Source organism: Flavitalea antarctica (assembly GCF_054461535.1).
Window position 1 is genome coordinate 188,890 of the sequence record NZ_JBTLQG010000005.1, and the last position, 22,106, is coordinate 210,995.

The 22,106-nt window shown below is 44.4% G+C and carries 21 protein-coding genes; 8 read left to right on the top strand and 13 right to left on the bottom strand.

Translation table 11 applies throughout. From position 1 onward, the window contains the following. Positions 1-4: 4 nt before the first annotated feature. Both ACX0G7_RS07760 and ACX0G7_RS07765 read right to left on the bottom strand, forming a co-directional pair. Positions 5-1,417 carry a DUF418 domain-containing protein gene (locus tag ACX0G7_RS07760; RefSeq protein WP_458922873.1) on the bottom strand — a complete coding sequence of 471 codons (1,413 nt, stop codon included), beginning with the start codon at positions 1,415-1,417 and terminating at the stop codon, positions 5-7. A 132-nt stretch (positions 1,418-1,549) separates the two neighbouring features. Beyond that, on the bottom strand, positions 1,550-2,746 hold the full coding sequence (locus tag ACX0G7_RS07765; protein WP_458922874.1) for a thiolase family protein: 1,197 nt from the start codon (positions 2,744-2,746) through the stop codon (positions 1,550-1,552). A 136-nt stretch (positions 2,747-2,882) separates the two neighbouring features. Between ACX0G7_RS07765 and rlmN the strand changes: the two genes are divergently transcribed. Next, a complete protein-coding gene (rlmN, locus tag ACX0G7_RS07770) occupies positions 2,883-3,935 on the top strand; it encodes a 23S rRNA (adenine(2503)-C(2))-methyltransferase RlmN (RefSeq protein WP_458922875.1) in 1,053 nt (350 codons plus the stop codon). 189 nt (positions 3,936-4,124) lie between these two features. On the opposite strand, the gene ACX0G7_RS07775 is transcribed toward rlmN, so the two are convergent. Continuing rightward, positions 4,125-4,508: a DUF1801 domain-containing protein gene (locus tag ACX0G7_RS07775; protein WP_458922876.1), complete on the bottom strand. Its 384-nt coding sequence runs from the start codon at positions 4,506-4,508 to the stop codon at positions 4,125-4,127. Positions 4,509-4,770: 262 nt separating this feature from the next. On the opposite strand from ACX0G7_RS07775, the gene ACX0G7_RS07780 reads away from it, so the two are divergent. Then, positions 4,771-6,480: a pseudouridine synthase gene (locus ACX0G7_RS07780; protein ID WP_458922877.1), complete on the top strand. Its 1,710-nt coding sequence runs from the start codon at positions 4,771-4,773 to the stop codon at positions 6,478-6,480. A 73-nt stretch (positions 6,481-6,553) separates the two neighbouring features. Further along, positions 6,554-7,273: an RluA family pseudouridine synthase gene (locus ACX0G7_RS07785; RefSeq protein WP_458922878.1), complete on the top strand. Its 720-nt coding sequence runs from the start codon at positions 6,554-6,556 to the stop codon at positions 7,271-7,273. A 98-nt stretch (positions 7,274-7,371) separates the two neighbouring features. Here the strand turns inward: ACX0G7_RS07785 and ACX0G7_RS07790 are convergent, their stop codons facing one another. The 3 genes from ACX0G7_RS07790 to dinB all read right to left on the bottom strand — a co-directional run bounded on the left by ACX0G7_RS07790 (position 7,372) and on the right by dinB (position 10,805). Then, positions 7,372-8,652 (bottom strand): metal-dependent hydrolase family protein, encoded by a 1,281-nt coding sequence (locus tag ACX0G7_RS07790; protein ID WP_458922879.1) that lies wholly within the window; start codon positions 8,650-8,652, stop codon positions 7,372-7,374. A 227-nt stretch (positions 8,653-8,879) separates the two neighbouring features. Continuing rightward, positions 8,880-9,518, bottom strand: coding sequence for a peroxiredoxin (locus tag ACX0G7_RS07795; protein WP_458922880.1), 639 nt, complete (start codon positions 9,516-9,518; stop codon positions 8,880-8,882). Positions 9,519-9,653: 135 nt separating this feature from the next. Next, a complete protein-coding gene (gene dinB, locus ACX0G7_RS07800; protein WP_458922881.1) occupies positions 9,654-10,805 on the bottom strand; it encodes a DNA polymerase IV in 1,152 nt (383 codons plus the stop codon). Between dinB and ACX0G7_RS07805 the strand changes: the two genes are divergently transcribed. After that, a complete protein-coding gene (locus ACX0G7_RS07805; RefSeq protein WP_458922882.1) occupies positions 10,804-11,478 on the top strand; it encodes a Crp/Fnr family transcriptional regulator in 675 nt (224 codons plus the stop codon). The genes dinB and ACX0G7_RS07805 overlap by 2 nt on opposite strands. 39 nt (positions 11,479-11,517) lie before the next feature. On the opposite strand, the gene ACX0G7_RS07810 is transcribed toward ACX0G7_RS07805, so the two are convergent. From ACX0G7_RS07810 to ACX0G7_RS07835, 6 genes are all read right to left on the bottom strand, one after another. Beyond that, positions 11,518-12,102, bottom strand: a complete 585-nt coding sequence (locus tag ACX0G7_RS07810; protein ID WP_458922883.1) for a DinB family protein — start codon at positions 12,100-12,102, stop codon at positions 11,518-11,520. Between the two features lie 128 nt (positions 12,103-12,230). Continuing rightward, a complete protein-coding gene (gene rimM / locus ACX0G7_RS07815) occupies positions 12,231-12,749 on the bottom strand; it encodes a ribosome maturation factor RimM (RefSeq protein WP_458922884.1) in 519 nt (172 codons plus the stop codon). A gap of 169 nt (positions 12,750-12,918) precedes the next feature. Next, complete coding sequence (gene rpsP / locus ACX0G7_RS07820; protein WP_458922885.1) at positions 12,919-13,347, bottom strand: 30S ribosomal protein S16; 429 nt, start codon at positions 13,345-13,347, stop codon at positions 12,919-12,921. A 218-nt stretch (positions 13,348-13,565) separates the two neighbouring features. After that, the gene (gene ffh / locus ACX0G7_RS07825; protein WP_458922886.1) at positions 13,566-14,888 is read right to left on the bottom strand and encodes a signal recognition particle protein; all 1,323 of its coding nucleotides are present in this window, start codon (positions 14,886-14,888) and stop codon (positions 13,566-13,568) included. A 692-nt stretch (positions 14,889-15,580) separates the two neighbouring features. After that, positions 15,581-15,811, bottom strand: coding sequence for a hypothetical protein (locus ACX0G7_RS07830; protein WP_458922887.1), 231 nt, complete (start codon positions 15,809-15,811; stop codon positions 15,581-15,583). A 326-nt stretch (positions 15,812-16,137) separates the two neighbouring features. Further along, positions 16,138-17,010 (bottom strand): sigma-70 family RNA polymerase sigma factor, encoded by an 873-nt coding sequence (locus ACX0G7_RS07835; protein ID WP_458922888.1) that lies wholly within the window; start codon positions 17,008-17,010, stop codon positions 16,138-16,140. Positions 17,011-17,332: 322 nt separating this feature from the next. Here ACX0G7_RS07835 and ACX0G7_RS07840 point away from each other — a divergent pair, with 322 nt between their 5' ends. Further along, the gene (locus tag ACX0G7_RS07840) at positions 17,333-17,713 is read left to right on the top strand and encodes an START-like domain-containing protein (protein ID WP_458922889.1); all 381 of its coding nucleotides are present in this window, start codon (positions 17,333-17,335) and stop codon (positions 17,711-17,713) included. Here ACX0G7_RS07840 and ACX0G7_RS07845 read toward each other — a convergent pair. Next, positions 17,649-18,320, bottom strand: a complete 672-nt coding sequence (locus tag ACX0G7_RS07845; protein WP_458922890.1) for a hypothetical protein — start codon at positions 18,318-18,320, stop codon at positions 17,649-17,651. The genes ACX0G7_RS07840 and ACX0G7_RS07845 overlap by 65 nt on opposite strands. Positions 18,321-18,383: 63 nt before the next feature. Here ACX0G7_RS07845 and ACX0G7_RS07850 point away from each other — a divergent pair, with 63 nt between their 5' ends. The 3 genes from ACX0G7_RS07850 (at position 18,384) to ACX0G7_RS07860 (ending at position 21,726) form a co-directional block, all read left to right on the top strand. Next, on the top strand, positions 18,384-19,859 hold the full coding sequence (locus ACX0G7_RS07850; protein ID WP_458922891.1) for an LptF/LptG family permease: 1,476 nt from the start codon (positions 18,384-18,386) through the stop codon (positions 19,857-19,859). Positions 19,860-19,869: 10 nt separating this feature from the next. Then, on the top strand, positions 19,870-20,625 hold the full coding sequence (locus ACX0G7_RS07855) for a superoxide dismutase (protein ID WP_458922892.1): 756 nt from the start codon (positions 19,870-19,872) through the stop codon (positions 20,623-20,625). Between the two features lie 78 nt (positions 20,626-20,703). Further along, a complete protein-coding gene (locus ACX0G7_RS07860) occupies positions 20,704-21,726 on the top strand; it encodes a cation diffusion facilitator family transporter (protein ID WP_458922893.1) in 1,023 nt (340 codons plus the stop codon). Positions 21,727-22,106 lie beyond the last annotated feature (380 nt).

Here is a 22,106-nt window from a genome sequence, read left to right on the forward strand (position 1 = left end):
CTCATCATATTTCAAAGCTCACCTTTGCCGGCCCGGGTACCGTCGCTTCCGATCTGCTGAAAGGTTGTCGCTTCCAGTAAGTGAGGCTCCGCCACAACCATTCAAATGGTCCAAAGCGATAATATTTCAACCAGATGCTGCTAAAGATGATTTGAAAGATCCAGATCCCTGCAACCACTATATAGATCTGGTAGCGCTCCATGGCATCGAACCATCTGAGGCCGTATCCGTTAAAGATTAACGTGCAAATGATAGACTGCATCAGGTAATTACTAAAAGCCATCTGGCCAACGCATGCTAGCAATCCAAACAACCAGTTCATGATCCGCAGCTTATAAATGACCATGATCAATCCTATATGACCAAGGCAAAGGAATAATCTCTTCTCGTCATAAAAATCAAATAAAAGTTTGTCGGCCAGGTATGATCTGTCAAATTTCACATCAACTGAAGCCCGCAAAATAAGGTAACTCAGGGTCAACCCGACGGAGTAACCGATCAGCGACATCAACAGGTAAAACTTCGTTGATCGCTGGCCCGTAAGAACACCCCATTTGAACAGGGCCATACCGAAGAAGAAAAATGCGAGTACATCATAGAAAAGGTTATTATAAAACCCAATCGACTGGATTTCATTATTGATAGGTTGAAGATGTGCCATTAAAGCAAAATATCCTTTGCGAAATGCAGCAGTTTCTTTGGCTGCCTCCTTTTTCATGTTCTCCGGTTTCATTCGCTCAACCCTTGCCAGATATTTTTCTTTATCTGCTTTTTGTTCATCAGTAAGTTTTTGTTTCTTCTTCTCCAGTGCGACTGCATACTCACCTTTTTTACGGTCGCTTTTCCCTTCATAAAACGACAACGTATTCTTCAGATTCATCATCAACATCAATCCGATGCCAATTAACAACAGGTATTTGGGAGCCAGCTTTCTGAATGGAAAAAGAAAGAGTCCGCAGATAGCATAGCTGTAAAGAATGTCGCCTACCCATAAAAAGATAAAGGCATTGATCAGCCCGAATATGAGCAACCAGATAAGTCGCCGGTAATAGATATCAGCCGGGTAGGTGCCTGTATGTTTTTTTTCGAGCCGGTTAAGAAGTAGGATAGTTCCGGCGCCGAATAACATGGAAAACATTGCGCGCATCGTCCCTTCAAAAAAACCGGAGACTGTCCACCACGTATAATAGTTAATACCGCTATACTCATTTCTTACCCTGAGATCCATTGCAGACATGAACGGCATTGAGAAAAATGGCATATTCATCAGCAGGATGCCAAGTAATGCTATTCCCCTTAATGAGTCAATAATCTGAAGTCTTTCCGACTGAACCAGGGGACTGGCGGAGTCAGCAAACGGGGAGACAGGCGGAATTGCAGTCGTTGCAAACTGCTCCGGCGGAAGTGACTGTTCCATGAAGGTTGGTTTAGGCTTTTTAAATATACGAATTGCATTCGTAATACATATTACCTATTAGTACCATTTCAGTCCTGTTTGCGCGATTTCAGTTTTCCTGGTATTTCCTAAATCCATTGCCCAAATCCCAGCCTATGCACCCTGGAAAACAATTGCTGCGCCCTGCCCTACCCCTACGCACATCGTTGCAAGGCCGTATTTTGCAGAGCGTCTCCGCATTTCATGGATAAGGGTTGTAGTGATCCTTGCTCCACTGCAGCCCAGCGGGTGGCCGATTGAGATTGAACCACCGTTCACGTTAACACGGCTGACATCCAGTTGCAGGTCCCGGATGCAGGCCAGCGATTGAGAGGCAAAGGCTTCATTCAGTTCTGCAAGGTCAAGGTCAGCGGCTTTGATCCCTGCCCTGGCCAGTGCTTTGGTGCTTGCAGGTACGGGTCCCATACCCATGATCGAAGGGTCGACGCCTGCTACAGCCATTGATACTATAGAACAAACCGGTTTCAGGTTATATTTCTTAACGGCATCTTCGCTCGCGATGATAAGGGCCGCAGCGCCATCATTGATACCGGCGGAGTTACCCGCGGTCACAGTGCCATTTGCAGCGAAGGCCGGCCTCAGTGCAGCCAGCTTTTCGAGGCTTGTGATCCGTGGATGTTCATCCGTCGTCAGCATTATTTTTTCTTCTTTGCCGCCCAGTATCTCAACACCGGTTATTTCCTGTTCCCATTTGCCGAGTCGGAGTGCGGCAAAATATTTCTCCTGGGAGGCCAACGCAAATTCATCCTGGCTTTCCCTCGAAATGTTCCATTGTTTGGCAACATTCTCCGCGGTTTCCCCCATGGAATACGGGTAATATTTGTCGGTGAGTTTTTTATTTGGAAAACGCCAGCCTATAGTACTATCAACCATCTGGAGGTTGCGATTCCAGGAGCCTGCTGCTTTGGGAACTATATACGGTGCCCGGGTCATGCTTTCCACCCCTCCCGCAATGTATATTTCGCCCTCCCCGCACATAATCGCCCTTGCGGCGTCCATTATCGCCTGTAGACCCGAAGCACAAAGGCGGTTAACCGTATTGCCCGCAACAGTTACAGGCAAGCCCGCTAACAATGCGGCCATGCGCGCGACGTTCCGATTGTCTTCCCCGGCCTGGTTGGCATCACCGGCAATTATGTCTTCAATAGCTTCATAAGGAATAGCAGGGTTGCGCGCGAGCAGCCCTGTAATGGCAGTTGCCAGCAGGTCATCAGGACGGATACTGCTCAGGGCACCGCCATATTTTCCGATTGGCGTGCGAATGGCATCAATGATAAAGGCGCGGGACATTCCGGCAATTTAGGTTATGAATTGGCATCTTCAAGAAAAGCACCCCACTTTATTCAATCAGCGGAACCTTCCCCTTGTTCATCGGAAGGGATTTCAATTAACAATTACAATAGCCTATTTAAAATATCTTTGCAAAATGTCTGCTAGCAAAAAGAACATAAGACAGCTGGGATTGAGCGACCTGGAAGCTTTTTTTGAAACCCTCGGCGAGAAAAAGTTCAGGGCCAAACAGGTGTATGAGTGGATATGGACCCGGCAGGCTCATAGTTTCGATGCTATGACAAACCTCAGTAAGGATCTGAGGATCAAACTGAATGAAAACTTCTCCCTTCCCGCATTGACGGTGGATACCACCCAATACTCGTCGGACGGTACTGTGAAAAGCCGGTTTCGTACCTGGGACAAACATCTTGTGGAAGGTGTTCTTATCCCAACCGAAGAGCGGAAAACCGCTTGCGTTTCTTCCCAGATCGGCTGTTCGCTGAGTTGCAAATTCTGCGCTACGGGTTATATGGATCGCAAACGAAATCTTGATTTCGACGAGATTTTTGACGAAGTAGTGCTCATCAATCAACAAAGTGAAAAGGTTTATAACCAAAAGCTGACGAACATCGTTTTTATGGGCATGGGGGAACCTTTGCTCAACTATAAAAACGTTCTGAAGGCAATAGAGCGGATCAGTTCACCAGATGGATTGGGGATGAGCCCAAGGCGGATCACCGTCTCCACCGCCGGCGTAGCAAAAATGATCAGACAATTGGGTGATGATGGCGTAAAATTCAAACTTGCTGTGTCCCTGCATGCAGCCAATGATAAAAAGCGCAATGAGATCATGCCGATCAATGAAAGCAACAACCTGAAAGCCTTGGTTGAAGCGTTGAACTATTTTTATAAAAAGACAGGCAATGAGATCACTTTCGAATATATCCTCTTCAAGAATTTCAACGATAGCATCGAGGATGCTGATGAACTGATCAAGATCTTCAGGCAGGTTCCGGCTGACCTTGTGAACATCATCGAATATAATACCATCGAAGCTGCCACCTTCACCAAGCCGGATGAGGAAGTAGTAGACAGGTTTATGGCCTATCTTGAAAAACACCGGGTTAACGCACGTTTGAGAAGAAGCCGCGGAAAGGACATCGATGCAGCCTGCGGGCAACTTGCCAATAAGACTTCTCCTGTTTAAAGCAAGATAGCTTTTGAGCTATTATTTTCGGATAAGCCTGTATAGGCTGCGTTCCGATAAGCCTGTGTGCATCGTTCGGATAATCCTGTGTGCATCGTTCGGATAATCCTGGGGATCGTTCGCATAAACGTGCGTGCATCGTTCCGATAAACGTGCGTGCATCGTTCGGATAAACCTGTAGGCATCGCCTTATTTTCGCGTTTTAGCTGCCTTACTCTCCCTTGACCTTGAGTCTGCAATGGCTATTGCGGCATTCAACGTTTGCTTTAATTTTTCCAGCGGAAGATCCTGGTAAGGGTCTATATGCATAACGCTGATGACTGACCGATCGCCAGGATCAAGCCAAGGAAATGGAAGCAACTTCGCTTCTTTAAACCCGATATATGGGAAACCACTTTTTTTATCTTTCCAAAAATAACATAACATCTTTTTATGGATGGAAAAGAAGGGCATACCATATTTGATTGACTCGGTGATGCGCTGGTCATGTTTGAGTATAATAATCCTGAGCGCTTCCAGGCAGCTTTTTACCGGCTCCTCCTGCGTAAGATAAAATGAATCTATATCTCGCATATAACAGGTTTCTAAATCACGATGATCACATCAGACACACAAATTATAATTACTTTGCTCTGATTGAGATCAAAATATTGAAAGAGGATGTAAGTACGACAAAAAGAAAATTTCAACAAGTGTAACTCAATCGTTGATCGATTGCAGCATAGAGCAATACGGACTTTTTGAATCCTTAAAGACAGACTGAGACGCGATCCCGCGAATTTAGCGTATCTTTGTATATTACTCACTACTGTTGTAAAACAGCAAATCGCTTCAAATGGCAAAAAATAATTTCGACCGCTTCATCAATAAAGGTGCAACCGGCTCCAAAAAGAAGGAACAGATCCGCCAGGAAAAAAAACAGGCAAGGGAAGAAAAAAACGCCTACTTCGATCAGCTAAAACAAGAGAAAAAAGTTCAGCGCGAAGCCCAGAAGGCTTTACCATTGCGTGAGAACCAGGCGCGAACGGCTGAAGAACGTGCACAAAAACCAGGTTATTCAAAGTCAGCACGCGGTACAAGCCGCCCTGCATCCAGGTCCTATGGCAAATCTGCCGCGAGCGGCGAATCATATGGAACTAAAAAACCTGCTTTTGACAAGCCCGGGAGAGAAGCTACAGGCTACGAAAACAAAAAAGCCGGTTACAATAAAGCGGAAGATAGCCCTAAAAGCTACGGCAGCAAGAAAGCTGGTTACAACAAGTCTGAAGGAAGTAACAGAGGCTACGGGGCTAAGACAGCAGGTTACAATAAGTCTGAGGGAAGCACCGTAGGATACGAAGCTAAGAAAGCTGGTTACAACAAGTCTGAAGGAAGTAACCGAGGATACGGGGGTAAGAACGCAGGTTACAATAAGTCTGAAGAAGATGGTACCGGTTATGACGCAAAGAAAGGACGTTACAATAAATCTGAAGACGGCAACAAAAAATACGACTCAAAGACAGGCAACAGATCAGAAAACAGCGGCCGTGGATATGCCGGTAAAAAAACCGCATACAATAAACCGTATTCAGGGGCCGGCCAGGATCGCGGTGGAAAAACATCCTTTGAAAAAACTCCCGTGAAGAAAGAAGAAAGAAAAGGTGGGTATGCAGGAAAACCAAAAACACCAAAAGTTTCCATCGCATTAACCGGCGCAGCTGCAAAGCCGGCTCTGAAAAATCCGGATGGTTCAAAAATACCTGCTCCATCCAAAGCAGTAGCCGTTCCTGCAAAAGCAGAAGCTTACAAAGAAGGAGTAATGCCCTTAAACAAGTTTATCGCACATGCCGGCGTTTGTTCAAGAAGAGATGCTGCTGACCTGGTTAAATCAGGCAAAGTGATGGTCAATGGAAAAGAGGTGCTTGAACCCGGCTTTAAGGTTACTATAAAAGATGAAGTGAAGGTTCATGGCAAACAGGTTGTTGCGACAAGGAACTTCGTGTATATTTTACTGAATAAACCCAAGGACTTCCTGACAACAACGGAAGACCCCGAAGGAAGAAAGACGGTTATGGATATTATCAAGACCGCTACTACGGAAAGGGTTTATCCTATAGGCCGGCTTGATAGAAATACTACGGGTGTGCTGCTCCTCACCAACGATGGAGAGCTGGCCCAAAAGCTATCACATCCAAGCTATGAAGTAAAAAAGATCTATGAAGTAAGACTTGACAAGCCATTACTGAAAAAAGACTTTGACAAAATTGTAGCAGGTGTGCAGCTTGAAGATGGATTTGTAGCTCCGGATGTATTGGCTTATGCAGACAGTACAGACAAAAGTATTATCGGTATTGAGATCCATAGCGGTAAAAACCGCATCGTCAGGAGAATATTTGAGCATGTTGGTTACGATGTCAGAAACCTTGACCGGGTGATGTATGCAAATCTCACTAAGAAAAATGTAGAGCGCGGTAAATGGCGATTCCTGGCCGAGAAGGAAGTGCGCCTGCTTAAATTCCTGAACGCCTCTTATACTAAAAAACCGGACATGAAGCCCGTTCGCTGATCCATCATCTGTTTGCAGTTGGTTCATCCATTTTTATTGACTAACATTCTCTTACCATTTTCTTACTACGAGCTTGAAAACACTATTGAATATCATCAAAGAAACAGATCAGTTTATTGTCCTTAACAAGCCTGCCGGCCTGTTGAGTATTCCTGATCGCGAAGGAAAAGATATTTCGTTAAAATCATTGCTACAAGACGCATACGGTGAAATTTTTACAGTTCATCGCCTCGACCGTGATACCAGCGGTATCATCGTATTTGCCAAGACAGCAGAAGAGCACCAGTTCCTTTCAAAATCCTTTGAGGACAGAACTGTTGAGAAATACTATTCAGGCATTGTGAATGGAACCCTGGCCGAGAAGAAAGGCACTGTTGAAGTAACAATGATGCAACACCCAGGTAAAATGGGAATCATGATCGTAGACCGGAAAGGAAAAAATTCAATAACAGACTATGAGGTGATGGAGGAGTTCGGAAAGTACTCATTGATGCAGTTCAGGATCCATACCGGACGTACACACCAGATCAGGCTTCACATGCAATATCTTGGTCACTCAATTGTTTGCGATGAAACATACGGTGATGGACAACCGATACTCGTAAGTTCGATCCGTCGAAAATTCAAGCTGTCAAAGTCAGAATTTGAAGAACGGCCAATTCTCGCCCGTCTTGGACTTCATGCTCAAAAATTAATATTTAATGACCAGGCAGGCAACCACTATGAGCTTGAAGCCGAAATGCCAAAAGACTTAAGAGCGTTGTTACAGCAGTTGAGGAAAGGAAAGTCGTAGAGTTATAGTTATGAGTGATGAGTGATGAGTGCATCATGAAGCACTCATCACTGAAGCACTCATCATTCATAACTCATCACTCATAACTCTTAAAAGGTTTATTGCTCGTTTTTGAAAACTATGCCGTCTTTCATCACAAACTTCATGCGGCCCATTGCCTGTATATCTTTGATGGGATCGCCATCTACAGCTACGATGTCTGCAAGTTTACCTTTTTCTATCGACCCAAGTATATCTGTGACTCCAAGTAGTTCTGCAGCACTTACAGTTGCAGATTGTATTGTTTCGATTGCAGGCATTCCGCCTTCGGTCATATAGACAAACTCCAACCAGTTTTTGCCATGAGCGTAAACACCGGCATCAGTGCCGAAAGCGATTTTCACTCCCGTCTTATAAGCCTTTGCGAAAGTGCCTTGTATCTTAGGACCAATGGCCAGTGCCTTTGGCGTTACCAGGTCAGGATAGTAGCCCGGCTTTTTTGCAGAATCACCTACTGACCTGCCGGCCGTAATGGTTGGAACATACCAGGTACCTTTCTCTTTCATTAGCGTCATCACCTCATCTGTCATATAGGTTCCATGTTCAATCGAATTCACACCGGCCATTACAGCTCTTTTCATTGCCTCTGCTCCATGACAGTGTGCGGCTACCTTAAAACCATAGTCTTTGGCTGTACTTACGATCGCTGCAAGTTCCTCAACTGTGAATTGTGGATTCTCACCACTTTTGGCTACACTTAAGACACCGCCTGAAGCGGTGATCTTAATGAGATCAGATCCATCTTTATACCGCTGACGCACTGCTTTACGGGCATCATCTGTGCCATTAATTACACCAGCCGCAGGACCAGGATCACCCATAAGGTCTTTGCGATAACCGTTTGTCGGATCAGCGTGCCCGCCTGTAGTTGCTATGGTTTTTCCGGCAGTATAAATTCTCGGACCAACGATTAATCGTTTATTTATTGCATTTCTGAGTGAGACATTTACCCCGCTGCCACCAAGATCCCTTACCGTAGTGAATCCGATCATAAGCGTTCGGGATGCATAACCAACCGACTGGAAAGCATAGTCAGCGGGATTTTGCGTATAGGTTTGCAAGTATTGATTTGGATTGGTTTCTCCCTCCAGGTGTACATGCGAGTCGATGAGCCCGGGCATCACGGTTTTATTTTTAAGATCGATCACCTTGTCTCCTTTCGCAGCGGTAACATATCCCTTAACGACATCAGAGATGGTATTTGCTTCAATAACTATCGTCATCTCTTTCAATACCGTGCCCGCTTTTACATCAATCAACTGGCCACAGTGAAGAATAGTTTTTTGTGCAAAACAGGTACTCACACAAAAGCAGGTGAAGAATAGCCAAAAAAATCTCATAAAGATGTTGGTTTTAGTTTTGGTGATCGGTTAGTGACAGTGGTAAGTCGTCCCCTGATATTACTTTCAAAGTGTTGCAAGTGAAAATAGGAATAATACTATAAATCAAAAAACGAATTCACTCATGACCCATTACTAACTCTCCGCTGGTGATCCTGTACAAACCTATCGCTCACAAAAAAGCCCCGGTAACTTACCAGGGCCCACGAACTTATTTATATACCAAACTATTCAGCATCCGGTTGTGGAGTGTAACGCAGATAGGGTTTTACGACCTTAACGCCCTTTGGAAATTTCTTGATGGCATCATCAGTTGAAACTGCAGGAACCACAATTACATCTTCACCATGTTTCCAGTCTGCAGGAGTTGCTACGCTATGGTTTGCAGTAAGCTGCAATGAATCTATTACTCTCAGTACTTCCACGAAATTACGACCTGTTGAAGCCGGGTAAGTAATGGTGAGCTTTACTTTCTTATCGGGACCAATAACAAACAGTGAACGAACGGTAAATGTTTCTGAAGCATTAGGATGGATCATACCATAAAGATTGGCAACCTTCCTGTCTTCATCAGCAATGATCGGGAAACCAACGGAAACATTCTGAGTTTCATTGATGTCCTTGATCCAACCATGATGCTTATCCAGCGGATCAACACTAACAGCAAGCACCTTTACGTTTCTTTTGGCAAATTCTTCCTGCAGACTGGCGGTTCTACCAAGTTCCGTCGTACAAACAGGCGTGTAATCTGCCGGATGCGAAAAAAGAACGCCCCAACTGTTACCAAGAAATTCGTAAAAATCAAGATCTCCGGCTGTTGTTTTTGCCTGGAAATTGGGAGCAATGTCCCCTAATCTTAAACTCATATAAAGCTGTTTTTAATCGTGATGAAAAGCGGTTACTGACTTTATCGATTGCGTCTCGTCTGCAAAGGTCCAAAATCAGGAGATCAAATATAACACTTCCCTACCAACATGGTAGACTGTTTTTGTGTTAAAAAATTATTTTCCGCGGGCTTTTGTGATGGAATACTTACCAAAACGGTTCTTCAGATCATCTATCGCCTTATAAAGCTCATTCTTTTTTTCTGCGTTTTCAAACAAATTGGTCTGTACAGCCTCGCTGGTCAGCTCGCTTAGCCTCACGCCCAGCAGCCGGACAGGCTGCCCTTTCCGCCAGAGTTTTGCGAAAAGTTCCCTGGCCTGGGAGATCAGCTCGTCATCGTAAAAAGTGTATGGGATGGAGACCTGGCGGCTCGTGGTTTCGAAGTCGGGATACCTGATTTTGACTGCAATGCAACCGGCGGTTTTGTTGTCCTGCCTGAGCTCGTAAGCCACTTTTTCCGTCATTCGCACCAACTCATTTGTCAAAAGCTCGGGATCACTGATATTTTCTTCAAAAGTATTTTCCGTAGAAACTGATTTGGCCTCATGATAAGGGACCACTTCCCCGTGGTGGATTCCGCGGGATTTAAACCAGAGTTCGTGACCATATTTTCCCAGTCTTTTTTCAAGCGTCTCGATTGGCTGTTCACTCAGATCTTTAATAGTGTGCACTCCCATCTCCCTTAGCGCCTGGTGGGTCTGAGCACCAATCCCAGGAATTTTATTCACCGGAAGACCGGATAAAAATTCCTGCTCCCGGCCGAAGGCGACATGAATGTAACCGTTTGGCTTTGCTTCATCGGTTGCGATTTTCGCCACCATTTTATTTGATGCAAGCGCAAATGAAATCGGTAAACCCGTTTTGTCAATAATTTCCTGCCTCAGCGCAATCGTCCACTGGTAGGGATTGAAAAAACGGTCCATCCCGGTAAGGTCAAGATAAAATTCGTCAATAGACGCCTTTTCAAAAAGCGGCGCCTTATCTGCGATGATCTCGGTGACCCATCTTGAGTACCGGCTATAATCCTGGCGACTGCCGCCAACGACAATGGCATGAGGACAAAGCTTTTTTGCCGTGCGCATCGGCATTGCTGAATGTATTCCGAATACCCTGGCTTCGTAGCTGCATGCTGCAACCACACCGCGGTCGCTATGCCCGCCGACGAGCAGGGGTTTACCCCGAAGTGAGGGATCATTGATGCATTCGACCGACACAAAAAATGCGTCCAGGTCAAAATGCGCAATAATTCTTTGCCGGGGAACCTCCATGAACCAAAGTTACGACTCGAAAAAGTCATATCATTTTCTTCCCTCAAAATCTAAAATCAGCTATTTTAGCGAACACCATAAATCCTCAGTACTGTCTATAGATATTCTTAAGGAGATAGTCTTCAAGGTTCATCCACTTTCGGACAGTGAATGGGATGATCTCTCGCGTATATGGCACCCCGTTAGTTATAAAAGGAAAACTTTACTAACTGCGGCGGGCGAAATAGAAAGGAACCTTTACTTTGTTACAGAGGGTGTTCAGCGTGCTTTTTATCTCGAAGCAAATCACCCGGAAGCAACGATTGTATTTACCTACCCATATTCATTTTCAGGTGTGGCAGATTCATTTCTTACCCAGACCCCCTCGAAATATTTTTTTGAAACACTTACGGCATCGTCCATGTTACGGACCAGCTACCAGCAGGTTAATGAGCTGATGGACAAATATCACAATGTTGAACGATGGATAAGGAAGGCGGCCGCCTTCACCCTGATGGGCACGCTGGAACGACAGGTTGAGTTAATGAGTTTTACCGCTGAAGAAAAGTTCAGAACATTGTTGAAACGCAGTCCGCATGTCTTACAGATCATTCCACACAAATATCTCGCTTCTTATCTCGGACTCGACCCAAGTACCTTCAGTAAGTTATTGTCGACAGTCAGAATCGAATGATGCTTCCCCCAGGCAGGCATTAGCATTATCAGCCAATGTTCATGCAAAGTGAACAGGAGCAGATTTCACGGCGTTGATAGTGTTTGCACATTGTATGAAATGCCTTTGATTGTGGGCGATGACAAAGCGGAACGTATCGCCAAGCTGCATACTGATAAACCTGGTGAGGGATGTGGGGATACGAATCTTGCCGATATTCTTGCTGCCTGCAAGCTCGAGCAGGGATAAGATATCCTGTTGCTGTTGTAAAAATTCATCTATTACAGTCTTACTATCGAGCTCATTTGTGGGGCTGTACGCTTTCATAGCCTTAGTTTTGTTTTTCACCCTTTTATCTGCGGTAGGCTTCATGGAATTTGTAAAAAGATTTCCCAGCCAGCCGGAGTTGTAAACGGGATCGGGCTTAACGTCACTCTTGTCGAGTGCCTTCCTTATTTCGGGAATGTAGAACCGTCCATAAGCGTTGAGATGTTCAAGGATCTGAGCAATGCTCCATTTGCCTGGTGCTGGCTGGGTAGTCAGCAGTTCAGGATCATTCTGTTGAAGCATCTTCGTCTCCATAATGATCTGCCTTGTATCAGCTTTAAGCTGGTCCAGTAAATCGGTTGTTTTGATATTTTTCATTGTTGTGTATTTTGAAAAACAAAACTAGTATGGAGCGGATCAGGAAACCTTGGTCTACGCCAAGATTTTCTATTAAGGTGATTACCTGGATTTTCTGTTAACCGACTACCTGCATTTCTATTAACCGACTACTGGTTCCTGAAAATATCCAGGAGACCATCGGGCAGTTCAACAGCGATCTGTCTTTTCTTTTTGTCCAGTTTCTGCAGTGTTTCTTCGTGGATCGGGATCAGGGCATCTTTGCCATCCAATGATATACGGCACAGCACCTGGTGAGGTTGTTCAATGACTTCAAGGATTTCGCCAATATCAGTGCCGTTATCTATAATATGAAAGCCGAGTAATGATATGGGTGCAGACTTACCGGCATATTTTTGAAATTCCGATTCTTCGAGCCAAATCTCTTTTCTTACGAAAGGCCGGGCGGCCTCTTTTGTATCTACATCTTCGAGTTTGACATAAATCTCATCATCCGTTTTGACGCGTGTCGACTGAAGAAAATAGGGAAGCATTTCATCTTTGGCGGCCTCTATAAAAATGGTTTCGAGACCTTTCAACGAGGATTTCTTGCCCAGGTGATGCTGAAGGATGAGTTCTCCTCCGACTCCAAAAGTCGCTACGAATCTTCCTATACTACAATAATTCATGATAGATCTCCAATGAATCAATCAAATACTCACTGATGCGGTAACGGGACCCATAAAAAAAGTATTGAATAACTGACACCGGGCGACTTCAATTTATGACTCCACCCGGTACCAGATATTCAATACAATCTAAGATCTGTTAACGATTGACTATTACTAATAGAAAATATTAAGATTCTTCGCTTCTTGTTCTTCTTGCTGGTGCGCCATCTCTTCTACCGCGTCTGTCTTTCTGATGTGCATCCTGGCGGGTCTTAAGACTAGCTTCGTGTTCTGAATGCCACTTCTGGAATTTCTCCATTGCAGCAGCTTCATCAAACAAACCCAATCCCACACCGCGTAAAAGGTGCTTCAGGTATAACACGCCTTTGAAAGATAGAATCCTGCGAACTGTATCGGTGGGTTGAGCACCTTTATGCAGCCAGTCCAGGGCTCTCTGACGATCGAGCTGAACAGAAGCAGGAACTGTAAGTGGATTGTACGTACCGATTTTCTGGATGAATTTACCATCTCTTGGTGCACGGGCATCGGCGACTACTATGAAGTAGAATGGTCTTTTTTTAGACCCGTGGCGTTGCAGTCTGATTTTAACTGGCATTTTAAATAGAAATTTAAATGCGTGAATAATTAGGGTTTCATTTCAAGGATTGCAAAGGTAGCGATCCAACTGGTTTTACCAAATTTATCAAAACAAATCTAGAAAAGTTATTTTTTAAAGAGAATGCGAAAAATTTTGACATTATCTAACCTTTTGATCAATCTGTTAGTGAGTTACGAACATGGTTCCACACATTGATTAATCAATAATCAGGCCCTTTAACGTCTTCCCATTCCCAGTTTTCCTCCCATCGGCATCTTGTTCATCATCTTCATCATTTGCTTCATCTGTTCGAATTGTTTGAGGAACGCATTCAACTCATTCAGATCCTTCCCGCTTCCCTTTGCAATTCGTTTTTTCCTGCTCATATCGATCAGATCAGGGTTTGATCTCTCCTCAGGTGTCATCGAGTTGATCATGGCCTCGATACCCTTGAATGAATCATCGCTAATATCTATATCTTTTACCGCTTTGCCAACGCCGGGGATCATCCCTAACAGATCCTTAATATTCCCCATTTTTTTGATCTGCTCCAGCTGTTGCTTAAAATCGTGGAAATCAAATTGGTTTTTACGGATCTTTTTCTCCAGCTTTTTGGCCTGCTCCTCATCAAATTGTTCCTGCGCCTTTTCTACGAGGGTGGTGATATCACCCATACCCAGGATCCGCTGAGCCAGCCTTTCGGGATAAAAGACGTCCAGCGTGTCCATTTTTTCCCCGCTACTGACGAACTTGATCGGTTTCTCTACCGTGTACTTGATTGATAAAGCCGCTCCACCCCTGGTATCACCGTCGAGCTTGGTAAGCACGACTCCCGTAAAATTAAGGCGATCATTGAAGGTTTTGGCCGTATTCACTGCATCCTGGCCTGTCATTGAGTCAACGACGAACAGGATTTCGGTGGGATTCACCGCAGCTTTTATATCCGCCACCTCTTTCATCATCACCTCATCCACTGCAAGGCGGCCGGCAGTATCTATTATAACGATGTTCTTGTTCTTGCTTTTTGCTTCGCGGATAGCATTTAATGCGATTTCCACCGGGTTCTTGTTGTCCGGTTCGCTATACACATCAACTTTAACCTGTTCACCCAGCACTTTCAACTGCTCAATCGCTGCCGGCCGGTAGACGTCGCCAGCTACCAACAAGGGTGATAGCCCTTTCCTGGTTTTGAGATAGTTTACCAGTTTGGCACTGAATGTGGTTTTACCCGAACCCTGGAGACCTGCGATCAATATTACAGCCGGGTTGCCTTTGGTCACAAACTCCGCTTCGGATCCACCCATCAGGTTTACCAATTCGTCTTTGACGATCTTGACCATGAGCTGGCCGGGGCTAACGGCATTAATTACCTTTTCGCCCATAGCCTTTTCTTTCACGGTATCGGTGAAGTCCTTGGCTATCTTGTAATTGACATCCGCATCAACCAGCGCGCGACGGATTTCCTTAAGAGTTGCTGCTATATTAAGTTCCGTAATACGGCCCTCTCCCTTGATCTGCTTAAAGGCGGTGTCGAGCCGGTCGGTGAGATTTTCAAACATATTATTATCAATTTCGGACGGCAAATTTACATTAAATAATGGTCTGTTCAAGTTGTATCCAAAACACGGCATTGGTTGGCTTTTTCATTAGATGATGATTTTGTCCCGCACGTGCGGGAGCGTTCACTTGGTACCTCACGGCGCCGGATGGGCCTGAGGTGGGCGGATTGGCCACTGTGATTCCTCCCGCTGACCAGGTTGATATTGCCAGTCCCGACTGTTCGGGAGGAATCGGAGGTGTCCAATCCGCCCACCTCAGCCCATCCTCCTTCGTTCCAACTGTCGTTCTCTTTGGGGGGTCTATGCGATCAGCACTTTATTTGTCGCCTTGCATTCATTGCAGAGATTGGGCAATCATTGTTGTAAGCAATATATTATTTACCACGACTTTATAGTACAGCACTTGAGGAGTAATGCTTGCAGGTACTGCAATTTTCAGCATTATCCTTAACCAGGTAATCCGGTTTAAGATAATCGGTCGGGCGTTAAGAGCAACTACGTTATCAGCAGCTACATTGTGAGCGGCATGTTCACCGCTGAATAAATCAATAATGTCATTAGGGGTCAAATAGAGTCATTAGCGATATGCTTGTTGTTCATTACTCTTCTCAGGGATGATTTGCTATATGAATTCACTATTTCGTATAGAGCTCTTTTTGTGCGTCAGCATGATCTTGTATCATTCCGCATTATCAGGGTACTAATAATTTGTTATCACTAGTTGCATATCCCCCAAGTGGATGAACGAGTGGGGAGACAGGTTGTTGTTTTTTGGGGCTTGCCCCCAGCGAAGGTGGGGGCCTTCTTTCCCTGCTCGGAGTTACAAAAGCCGATCGTGGCCCGGGAATAGCTAGCACATCGAGCTGCTCAACAAAGCCGATCAGGACCCCAATGCCGATCGGAGACAAAAGCCGGTATGACATTAGCAAACTTATTAAGCCAGGGAAAACAGCCCCAAAAAACAACAACCTGCTCCCCACGGAGCAAAGAAGCGACCAAAAAACTGACGCATTATAATGCTGCTGAAATCCGGCAAGCTAATCGCAGCATATCATTGAAAGACGAGCGAGGGCCCAAGGTGCGGGCCAAGTAATTGAAAAATCGAATTGAAGAAAAAATGGACTGATTGGACAGGAGCACATCAAACCAAAAAAAGAGGTTGATCATTCTTATGAAAAATCAACCTCTGAATAAACTTCAAAAAAAAGTAAGTATATATTTATCGATAGATTAAGTTTTAATCAACAATTTATCCAAGATAGCCCTTCAACTCAACAGTGCGCGAATTGGTCCGCAGCTTTGTGATCGCCTTGTCTTTGATTTGCCTGACCCGCTCACGCGTAAGATTAAACTTGTCACCAATATCTTCCAGGCTCATGGGGTGATCCACTCCAAGACCAAAGAAATAACAGATCACTTCTTTCTGGCGTTCGGTAAGTACACGCATAGTTCTTTCGATCTCCTGTTTAAGAGATTCGTTATGTTCCATATTGGTTTCGGCACGATCTGCATTTTTGTTTTCCATCACATCCACCAGCGTGCTATCTTCTCCTTCCGACAGAGGTGTGTCCATACTGATATGTCTTGCACCGATGCCAAGTGTTGCGGATACTTCTTCTGTTTCGAGTCCAAGTAACTCTGCAAGTTCTTCGGGTGAGGGTTCACGTTCGAACTCCTGTTCAAGCTGAGAAAATGCCTTTTGGACTTTATTGGTGAGGCCAACTTTATTCAGCGGGAGCCTCACAATTCTTGATTGTTCAGCAAGCGCCTGCAAAATGCTTTGACGGATCCACCACACAGCATAAGAGATAAATTTGAAACCCCTTGTTTCATCAAAACGTTGGGCGGCTTTGATAAGACCGAGATTTCCCTCGTTGATAAGGTCCGGCAGGGATAATCCTTGATTCTGGTACTGCTTGGCTACGGAAACAACGAATCTTAAGTTCGCTTTTGTAAGTTTATCCAGGGCGGATTGATCACCTTGTTTGATTTTCGCTGCTAAACGAACTTCTTCTTCCGGGGTGATCAGTTCAACTTTTCCGATTTCCTGCAGGTACTTTTCAAGGCTCTGAGATTCACGATTAGTAATGGACTTCGTGATCTTGAGTTGACGCATACTCATGGGGCAGGGTAGTTTAAAAGGTTTAAGGACCGGGTTTTGTACAGATTGTTATAAAAACGTGAGAACGGTAATTTTCTTATCTGGCAGCGTTATTTATCTTTTTCGCATTGTTACACTTTTATTCCCCCCTGTTACACTTTTATTTCCCCGTTTTTTAAGGCTTAATCAAAGAATCAATACATAATGGAGTGATACACAACATATAAAGCTAATATGTCTGTCAAAAAACCGGGGAATAGCTAAAACAAAAAAATTTTGATCGTAGTATTATTTCTCTATTATTGCATGGTAGGACTTAATAAAATGTATCAATACGGATTAGATGAGCAAAAAACAATTATTCACTTTGGAGTTCCCGGTCAGATGTTCTCCTTCTATATTATATGAATTCCTGAGCACTCCCGCCGGCATGCAGGAGTGGTTTGCAGATAAAGTTGATGAACGCGATAATATTTTTAGTTTTTCATGGAACGGAACTGTTGACAAGGCTGAACAAATAGACAGGGAGCTTGACAAATTTGTCAGGTATCACTGGAGCCATGCTCCGAAAGAAGAATACTTTGAATTCCGCATTGAAAAATCAGAGGTTACCAATCTTACTATTCTTATTATAAAGGATTTTGCAGAGAAAGCAGAAATTAAAGATCAAACCCAGCTTTGGGATTACCAGGTAAAGGATCTCTTTCACCGTCTTGGGAACTGATTTTCACCAACTCCAGGATTAACAGATAATTCTTCATAAGCGCTTCGTTGGCATTATTCCATTGATCCAGTGGTATCTTTATCGCGAGCTTCGTGAAAGATTTGCTGTCCAACAACATTTCAAGCGCTTCCGTGGAAAGATCAGGTATCGGGTAATAATTGTCTGGATCGAAATCATGCTGCCATTCATCTTCGTTTATACATATATGAAAGCCGGCTTCGGATAGTCTTTGATGGTGTTGTATTATGCCCCGGCGGTAACGGGCAGCATAGGTTCCCTTCAGGTGCCAGGTAAAACTCAGGAAATTACCCCACCAGAACATTGTTCTGAAAGCAAAAATATTATCCTTGCCAAAATGCCTTGGGTAATCCAGCATAACATATGGCAAACCCTTGTAATTTTCGCCCCTTGCGATCTTAGGCGAGGGCGTCGATAAGTCTTCCTGCCACCCGTTACCCGCCGCCAGCATTGCCTGTAAACCTGAGGCAGCTTCGCCAAAGAGCAGGTAAGCCTTTTGCATGATGATATTCTTTGTTAAAAGCCAATGACTGTTCTGGACCATTGCAGATTCCTCTGCTGAAAGCTGTAAATTTGACAAATTCATCATTAAGGTAAAGTTACTGTATCCGTAAAACGGCCAGGCTTGCAAAACGATTTATAAATTTTCATTTTGATTAAAAAACTCGATATACTGGTAGTCAAATCTTTTATCGGGCCGTTTATTGCTACCTTTTTTATCACGCTGTTCGTACTGATCCTTCAGTTCTTCTGGTTATGGATCGATGATTTTGTAGGGAAAGATATCAGCGGATTTATGATACTCCGCCTTATCCTTTACCTGAGTGCCACCCTGGTACCTCTCGCCCTGCCACTGGCAGTATTGCTTTCCTCCATCATGACTTTCGGTAATCTTGGTGAAACCTTTGAACTGGTTGCCATCAAATCGGCCGGTATCGGGCTGGTGAGATTTATGAGGCCCCTGCTTGTGGTTGCGATCTTACTTTCCGGGCTTTCCTTCCTTTTTAATAACTATGTAATGCCTGTGGCGAACCTGAAAATGCGGACGCTACATACCGACCTTGTAAATTCCAAGCCCGCTTTTGATCTCAAAGAGGGCGTTTTCTACAAAACAATCCCCAACTATGCCATCAAGGTCGGAAAAAAAGAAAAAGACGACTCCACCTTACAAAATGTCATCATCTACGAGAACATTGGTGGCATGCAGGACAATTTTATCGTGGCCGAGAAAGGCATAATGAAAATTTCTGCAGACAAGCAATTCCTGGAATTTACGCTCAAAGACGGATGGTGGTACCAGGAGGATGGCCAGCGTGCGGATACAACCACAAAATACATCCGCCTTGGTTTTAAAGAATATAAGAAGGTGCTGGACATGAGTTCCTTTGCACTGAACCTGACACCAGACAGTACGTATAAGGGAAGGTATGAGATGCTTAGTGTTACCCAGTTAAACACCTTTATAGATTCCCTCGAAAAGGTGACTAAAGTTGGCTACGACTACACCAAAAGAACCGACCTGGCTGCCTATATGAACTTCATGAAATACCTGGATACCGGCTGGAAAGACGTAAAAGTTCCGCCCGTAAAGGCCAAAACTTTTTATGATATTCTGCCCGACTCTGCCAAAAGGGAGGTATTGGAAAGCAGTGCCGGACAAGTTAACCTGATCAAAAGCAACCTCGATCTTGCAGCAGCCGAGTACGCTGCCCGCCGTACGGAACTCCGCTTATACCTGATTGAGTGGCATTCCAAGTTTTCGATGGCGGCTGCCGTGCTGGTCCTTTTCTTGATTGGAGCACCATTAGGTTCAATTGTCCGGAAAGGCGGGATCGGGACCCCGGTAGTATTTGCGGTGATATTCTTCGTGATATTTTTCCTGCTGAATAATTTCGGGAGAAAATTTGTGAAACAGGATGTGTTACAGCCGGTGGTAGGAATCTGGATGGCGGCAGCTGTGTTACTGCCCGTCGGACTCTTCCTTATTTACAAGGCAAGAAATGATTCGCAGCTTTTGAACAAGGAGTTTTATTACAGGGTATTTAAAAAATTTATTCCGGCTATACAAAAACTAGTTGGAAAAAAAGCAGATAAAAAAGAACTGACACAAACCAGTATTCAAAATTAAATCATCTTATATGGCAGTTAACAATGATAACTCGCGCAGGAAATTTATCCGCAATTCAGCCCTCGCGATAGGCTCAGCAGCAATAATGCCGGAGGCCCTCTTTGCAGGTAACAGGGATACTGATACCCGGGTGTTGGATTCCCGGAACGCTTCGAAGACAGGCTTTGATCAAACTCCGCTTCCATACGCATACAATGCACTGGAAGCCGCGATCGACGCGATGACAATGGAGATCCATTATTCAAAACATGCTGCCACCTACTCAAAGACTCTGAAAGAAGCAGCACAAGCAGAAAAAATAGATACCAACAAACCTCTCGAGGATGTATTGAAAAATGTTTCCAAATATTCAGCGAAAGTCAGGAATAACGGCGGCGGGCATTACAATCACGAATTGTTCTGGAAGTCACTTTCACCTAAAGGCGAGGGCAAGCCATCAGGAAAACTGCTTGCTGCCATTGAAAAGGACTTCAGTTCTTTTGATGCTTTTAAAACACAGTTCAGCGAAGCCGGGAAGACCAGGTTTGGAAGCGGTTGGGCATGGCTGGTAGTAGGCGCCGGAAAGAAATTGGTTATTGGTTCAACTGCGAACCAGGACAATCCACTTATGGATGTGTCGGAATTGAAAGGAAAGCCATTGCTGGGACTTGATGTATGGGAACATGCTTACTATTTAAAATATCAGAACAGGCGACCTGAATATATTGAAAACTGGTGGAAAGTAGTTGACTGGTCTTCAGTGCAGAAAAGATTTGAAGAAGCTTAGGTTCTTAGATAATTAGTGCTGACGGTGAATCACTGCTGTGATTCACCGTTTTTGTTTTAGGTTTATCATTTAATCGACATGGCAGGACCGCAATCAGAAAATCTCCGGGTGCAAAAATGGGTGTTTGCTATCGCCATAGTTCTTTTTGCAGTCAAGCTCTACGCATATTTTCTGACCCGCTCCGTTGCGGTACTCACTGATGCGTTGGAAAGCACCGTTAATGTTATCGCCGGTGCAATAGGCTTATACAGTCTGTTTGTAGCGGCAAAACCCAGGGACACTAACCATCCATATGGCCATGGAAAGGCAGAGTTCCTTTCTGCCGCGATCGAAGGAACCCTGATCATTATTGCCGGTGGTATTATTATTTATGAATCTTCAATAAACCTTCTCAGACCAAAAGCTATTCACGCTCTCGACAAGGGTATCGGTCTGGTGGCAATAACCGCTGTGATCAACTATGTTGTCGGCCTCATTAGTGTCAGGAACGGCAGAAAAAATAATTCCCTCGCCTTGTTGGCCAGTGGTCAACACCTTAAAACGGATGCATATTCTACCCTGGCCCTGATCCTGGGGCTTGGACTTATCTTGTTCACCGGTTATGTCTGGCTGGATAGTGTTGTGGCAATGTTATTTGCCATTTTCATTATCTACACTGGTTACAAAATAATGCGCTCATCCATTGCCGGTATCATGGACGAAGCCGACAGGGAGTTGCTTTCAAAAATGGTACGGATATTGAACAATAATCGTAGACACAACTGGATCGATCTTCATAACCTGAGGGTAATCAAATACGGTGGTCAGCTGCACGTCGATTGCCACCTTACGGTTCCGTGGTACCTGAACGTCCTGGAAGCTCATAATGAAGTAGATATACTGCGTGAGCTGATCAGAACAGAATTCGGTGACACACTTGAACTGTTCGTACATACAGACCCATGCCTTGATTTTTCCTGTAGTATTTGTACTAAACCGGACTGCCCCGTCAGGAAAAGGCCGTTTAAGGAAAAGTTTGCATGGACATTGGAGAACATGATTTCCGACAAGAAACATCAGTTGTCGGATGCAAACAAGGTGAATTCGGAGGAGAACCGGTAATCCAAAAAAATTGGACCGGAATTTGAATAGAAACTACATTCCGAAATATACACCCCGGATCAAAAAATACATTAACCTAAATAAAAACCCTTAACAATAGAAAAACCATAACTGATAACTGTTTTAGCCCTGATCCGTTTTAATGTTTAAAATCATTTCAGGCCATAACCAGTTAATCTGTGCTTGCAGTCCGTATCTGATAAACCGCTGGATACTCAAAAAAACGTCCTCTAAATCATTCTGATACCTGGAACCTGCATTATGGCTTTACATTTGAAACATTCAGTTATGAAAAATTCAAGCTATAAGCTGCTCAACATGGAAAGAACAATCGTTCTCATCATCCTCCTGATTATCGCAATCATGAGCGGACTTTCATT

Bases quoted from the DNA above. Each gene is read 5' to 3' on its own strand.
- ACX0G7_RS07860 (WP_458922893.1), top strand. From the start codon at position 20,704: ATGGCAGGACCGCAATCAGAAAATCTCCGGGTGCAAAAATGGGTGTTT.
- ACX0G7_RS07830 (WP_458922887.1), bottom strand. From the start codon at position 15,811: ATGTCATACCGGCTTTTGTCTCCGATCGGCATTGGGGTCCTGATCGGC.
- ACX0G7_RS07760 (WP_458922873.1), bottom strand. From the start codon at position 1,417: ATGGAACAGTCACTTCCGCCGGAGCAGTTTGCAACGACTGCAATTCCG.
- ffh (WP_458922886.1), bottom strand. From the start codon at position 14,888: ATGTTTGAAAATCTCACCGACCGGCTCGACACCGCCTTTAAGCAGATC.
- ACX0G7_RS07835 (WP_458922888.1), bottom strand. From the start codon at position 17,010: ATGAGTATGCGTCAACTCAAGATCACGAAGTCCATTACTAATCGTGAA.
- ACX0G7_RS07840 (WP_458922889.1), top strand. From the start codon at position 17,333: ATGAGCAAAAAACAATTATTCACTTTGGAGTTCCCGGTCAGATGTTCT.
- ACX0G7_RS07805 (WP_458922882.1), top strand. From the start codon at position 10,804: ATGAACCAAAGTTACGACTCGAAAAAGTCATATCATTTTCTTCCCTCA.
- ACX0G7_RS07775 (WP_458922876.1), bottom strand. From the start codon at position 4,508: ATGCGAGATATAGATTCATTTTATCTTACGCAGGAGGAGCCGGTAAAA.
- ACX0G7_RS07845 (WP_458922890.1), bottom strand. From the start codon at position 18,320: ATGATGAATTTGTCAAATTTACAGCTTTCAGCAGAGGAATCTGCAATG.
- dinB (WP_458922881.1), bottom strand. From the start codon at position 10,805: ATGGAGGTTCCCCGGCAAAGAATTATTGCGCATTTTGACCTGGACGCA.
- rlmN (WP_458922875.1), top strand. From the start codon at position 2,883: ATGTCTGCTAGCAAAAAGAACATAAGACAGCTGGGATTGAGCGACCTG.
- ACX0G7_RS07790 (WP_458922879.1), bottom strand. From the start codon at position 8,652: ATGAGATTTTTTTGGCTATTCTTCACCTGCTTTTGTGTGAGTACCTGT.
- rpsP (WP_458922885.1), bottom strand. From the start codon at position 13,347: ATGCCAGTTAAAATCAGACTGCAACGCCACGGGTCTAAAAAAAGACCA.
- ACX0G7_RS07855 (WP_458922892.1), top strand. From the start codon at position 19,870: ATGGCAGTTAACAATGATAACTCGCGCAGGAAATTTATCCGCAATTCA.
- ACX0G7_RS07780 (WP_458922877.1), top strand. From the start codon at position 4,771: ATGGCAAAAAATAATTTCGACCGCTTCATCAATAAAGGTGCAACCGGC.
- ACX0G7_RS07765 (WP_458922874.1), bottom strand. From the start codon at position 2,746: ATGTCCCGCGCCTTTATCATTGATGCCATTCGCACGCCAATCGGAAAA.
- ACX0G7_RS07795 (WP_458922880.1), bottom strand. From the start codon at position 9,518: ATGAGTTTAAGATTAGGGGACATTGCTCCCAATTTCCAGGCAAAAACA.
- ACX0G7_RS07810 (WP_458922883.1), bottom strand. From the start codon at position 12,102: ATGAAAAATATCAAAACAACCGATTTACTGGACCAGCTTAAAGCTGAT.
- rimM (WP_458922884.1), bottom strand. From the start codon at position 12,749: ATGAATTATTGTAGTATAGGAAGATTCGTAGCGACTTTTGGAGTCGGA.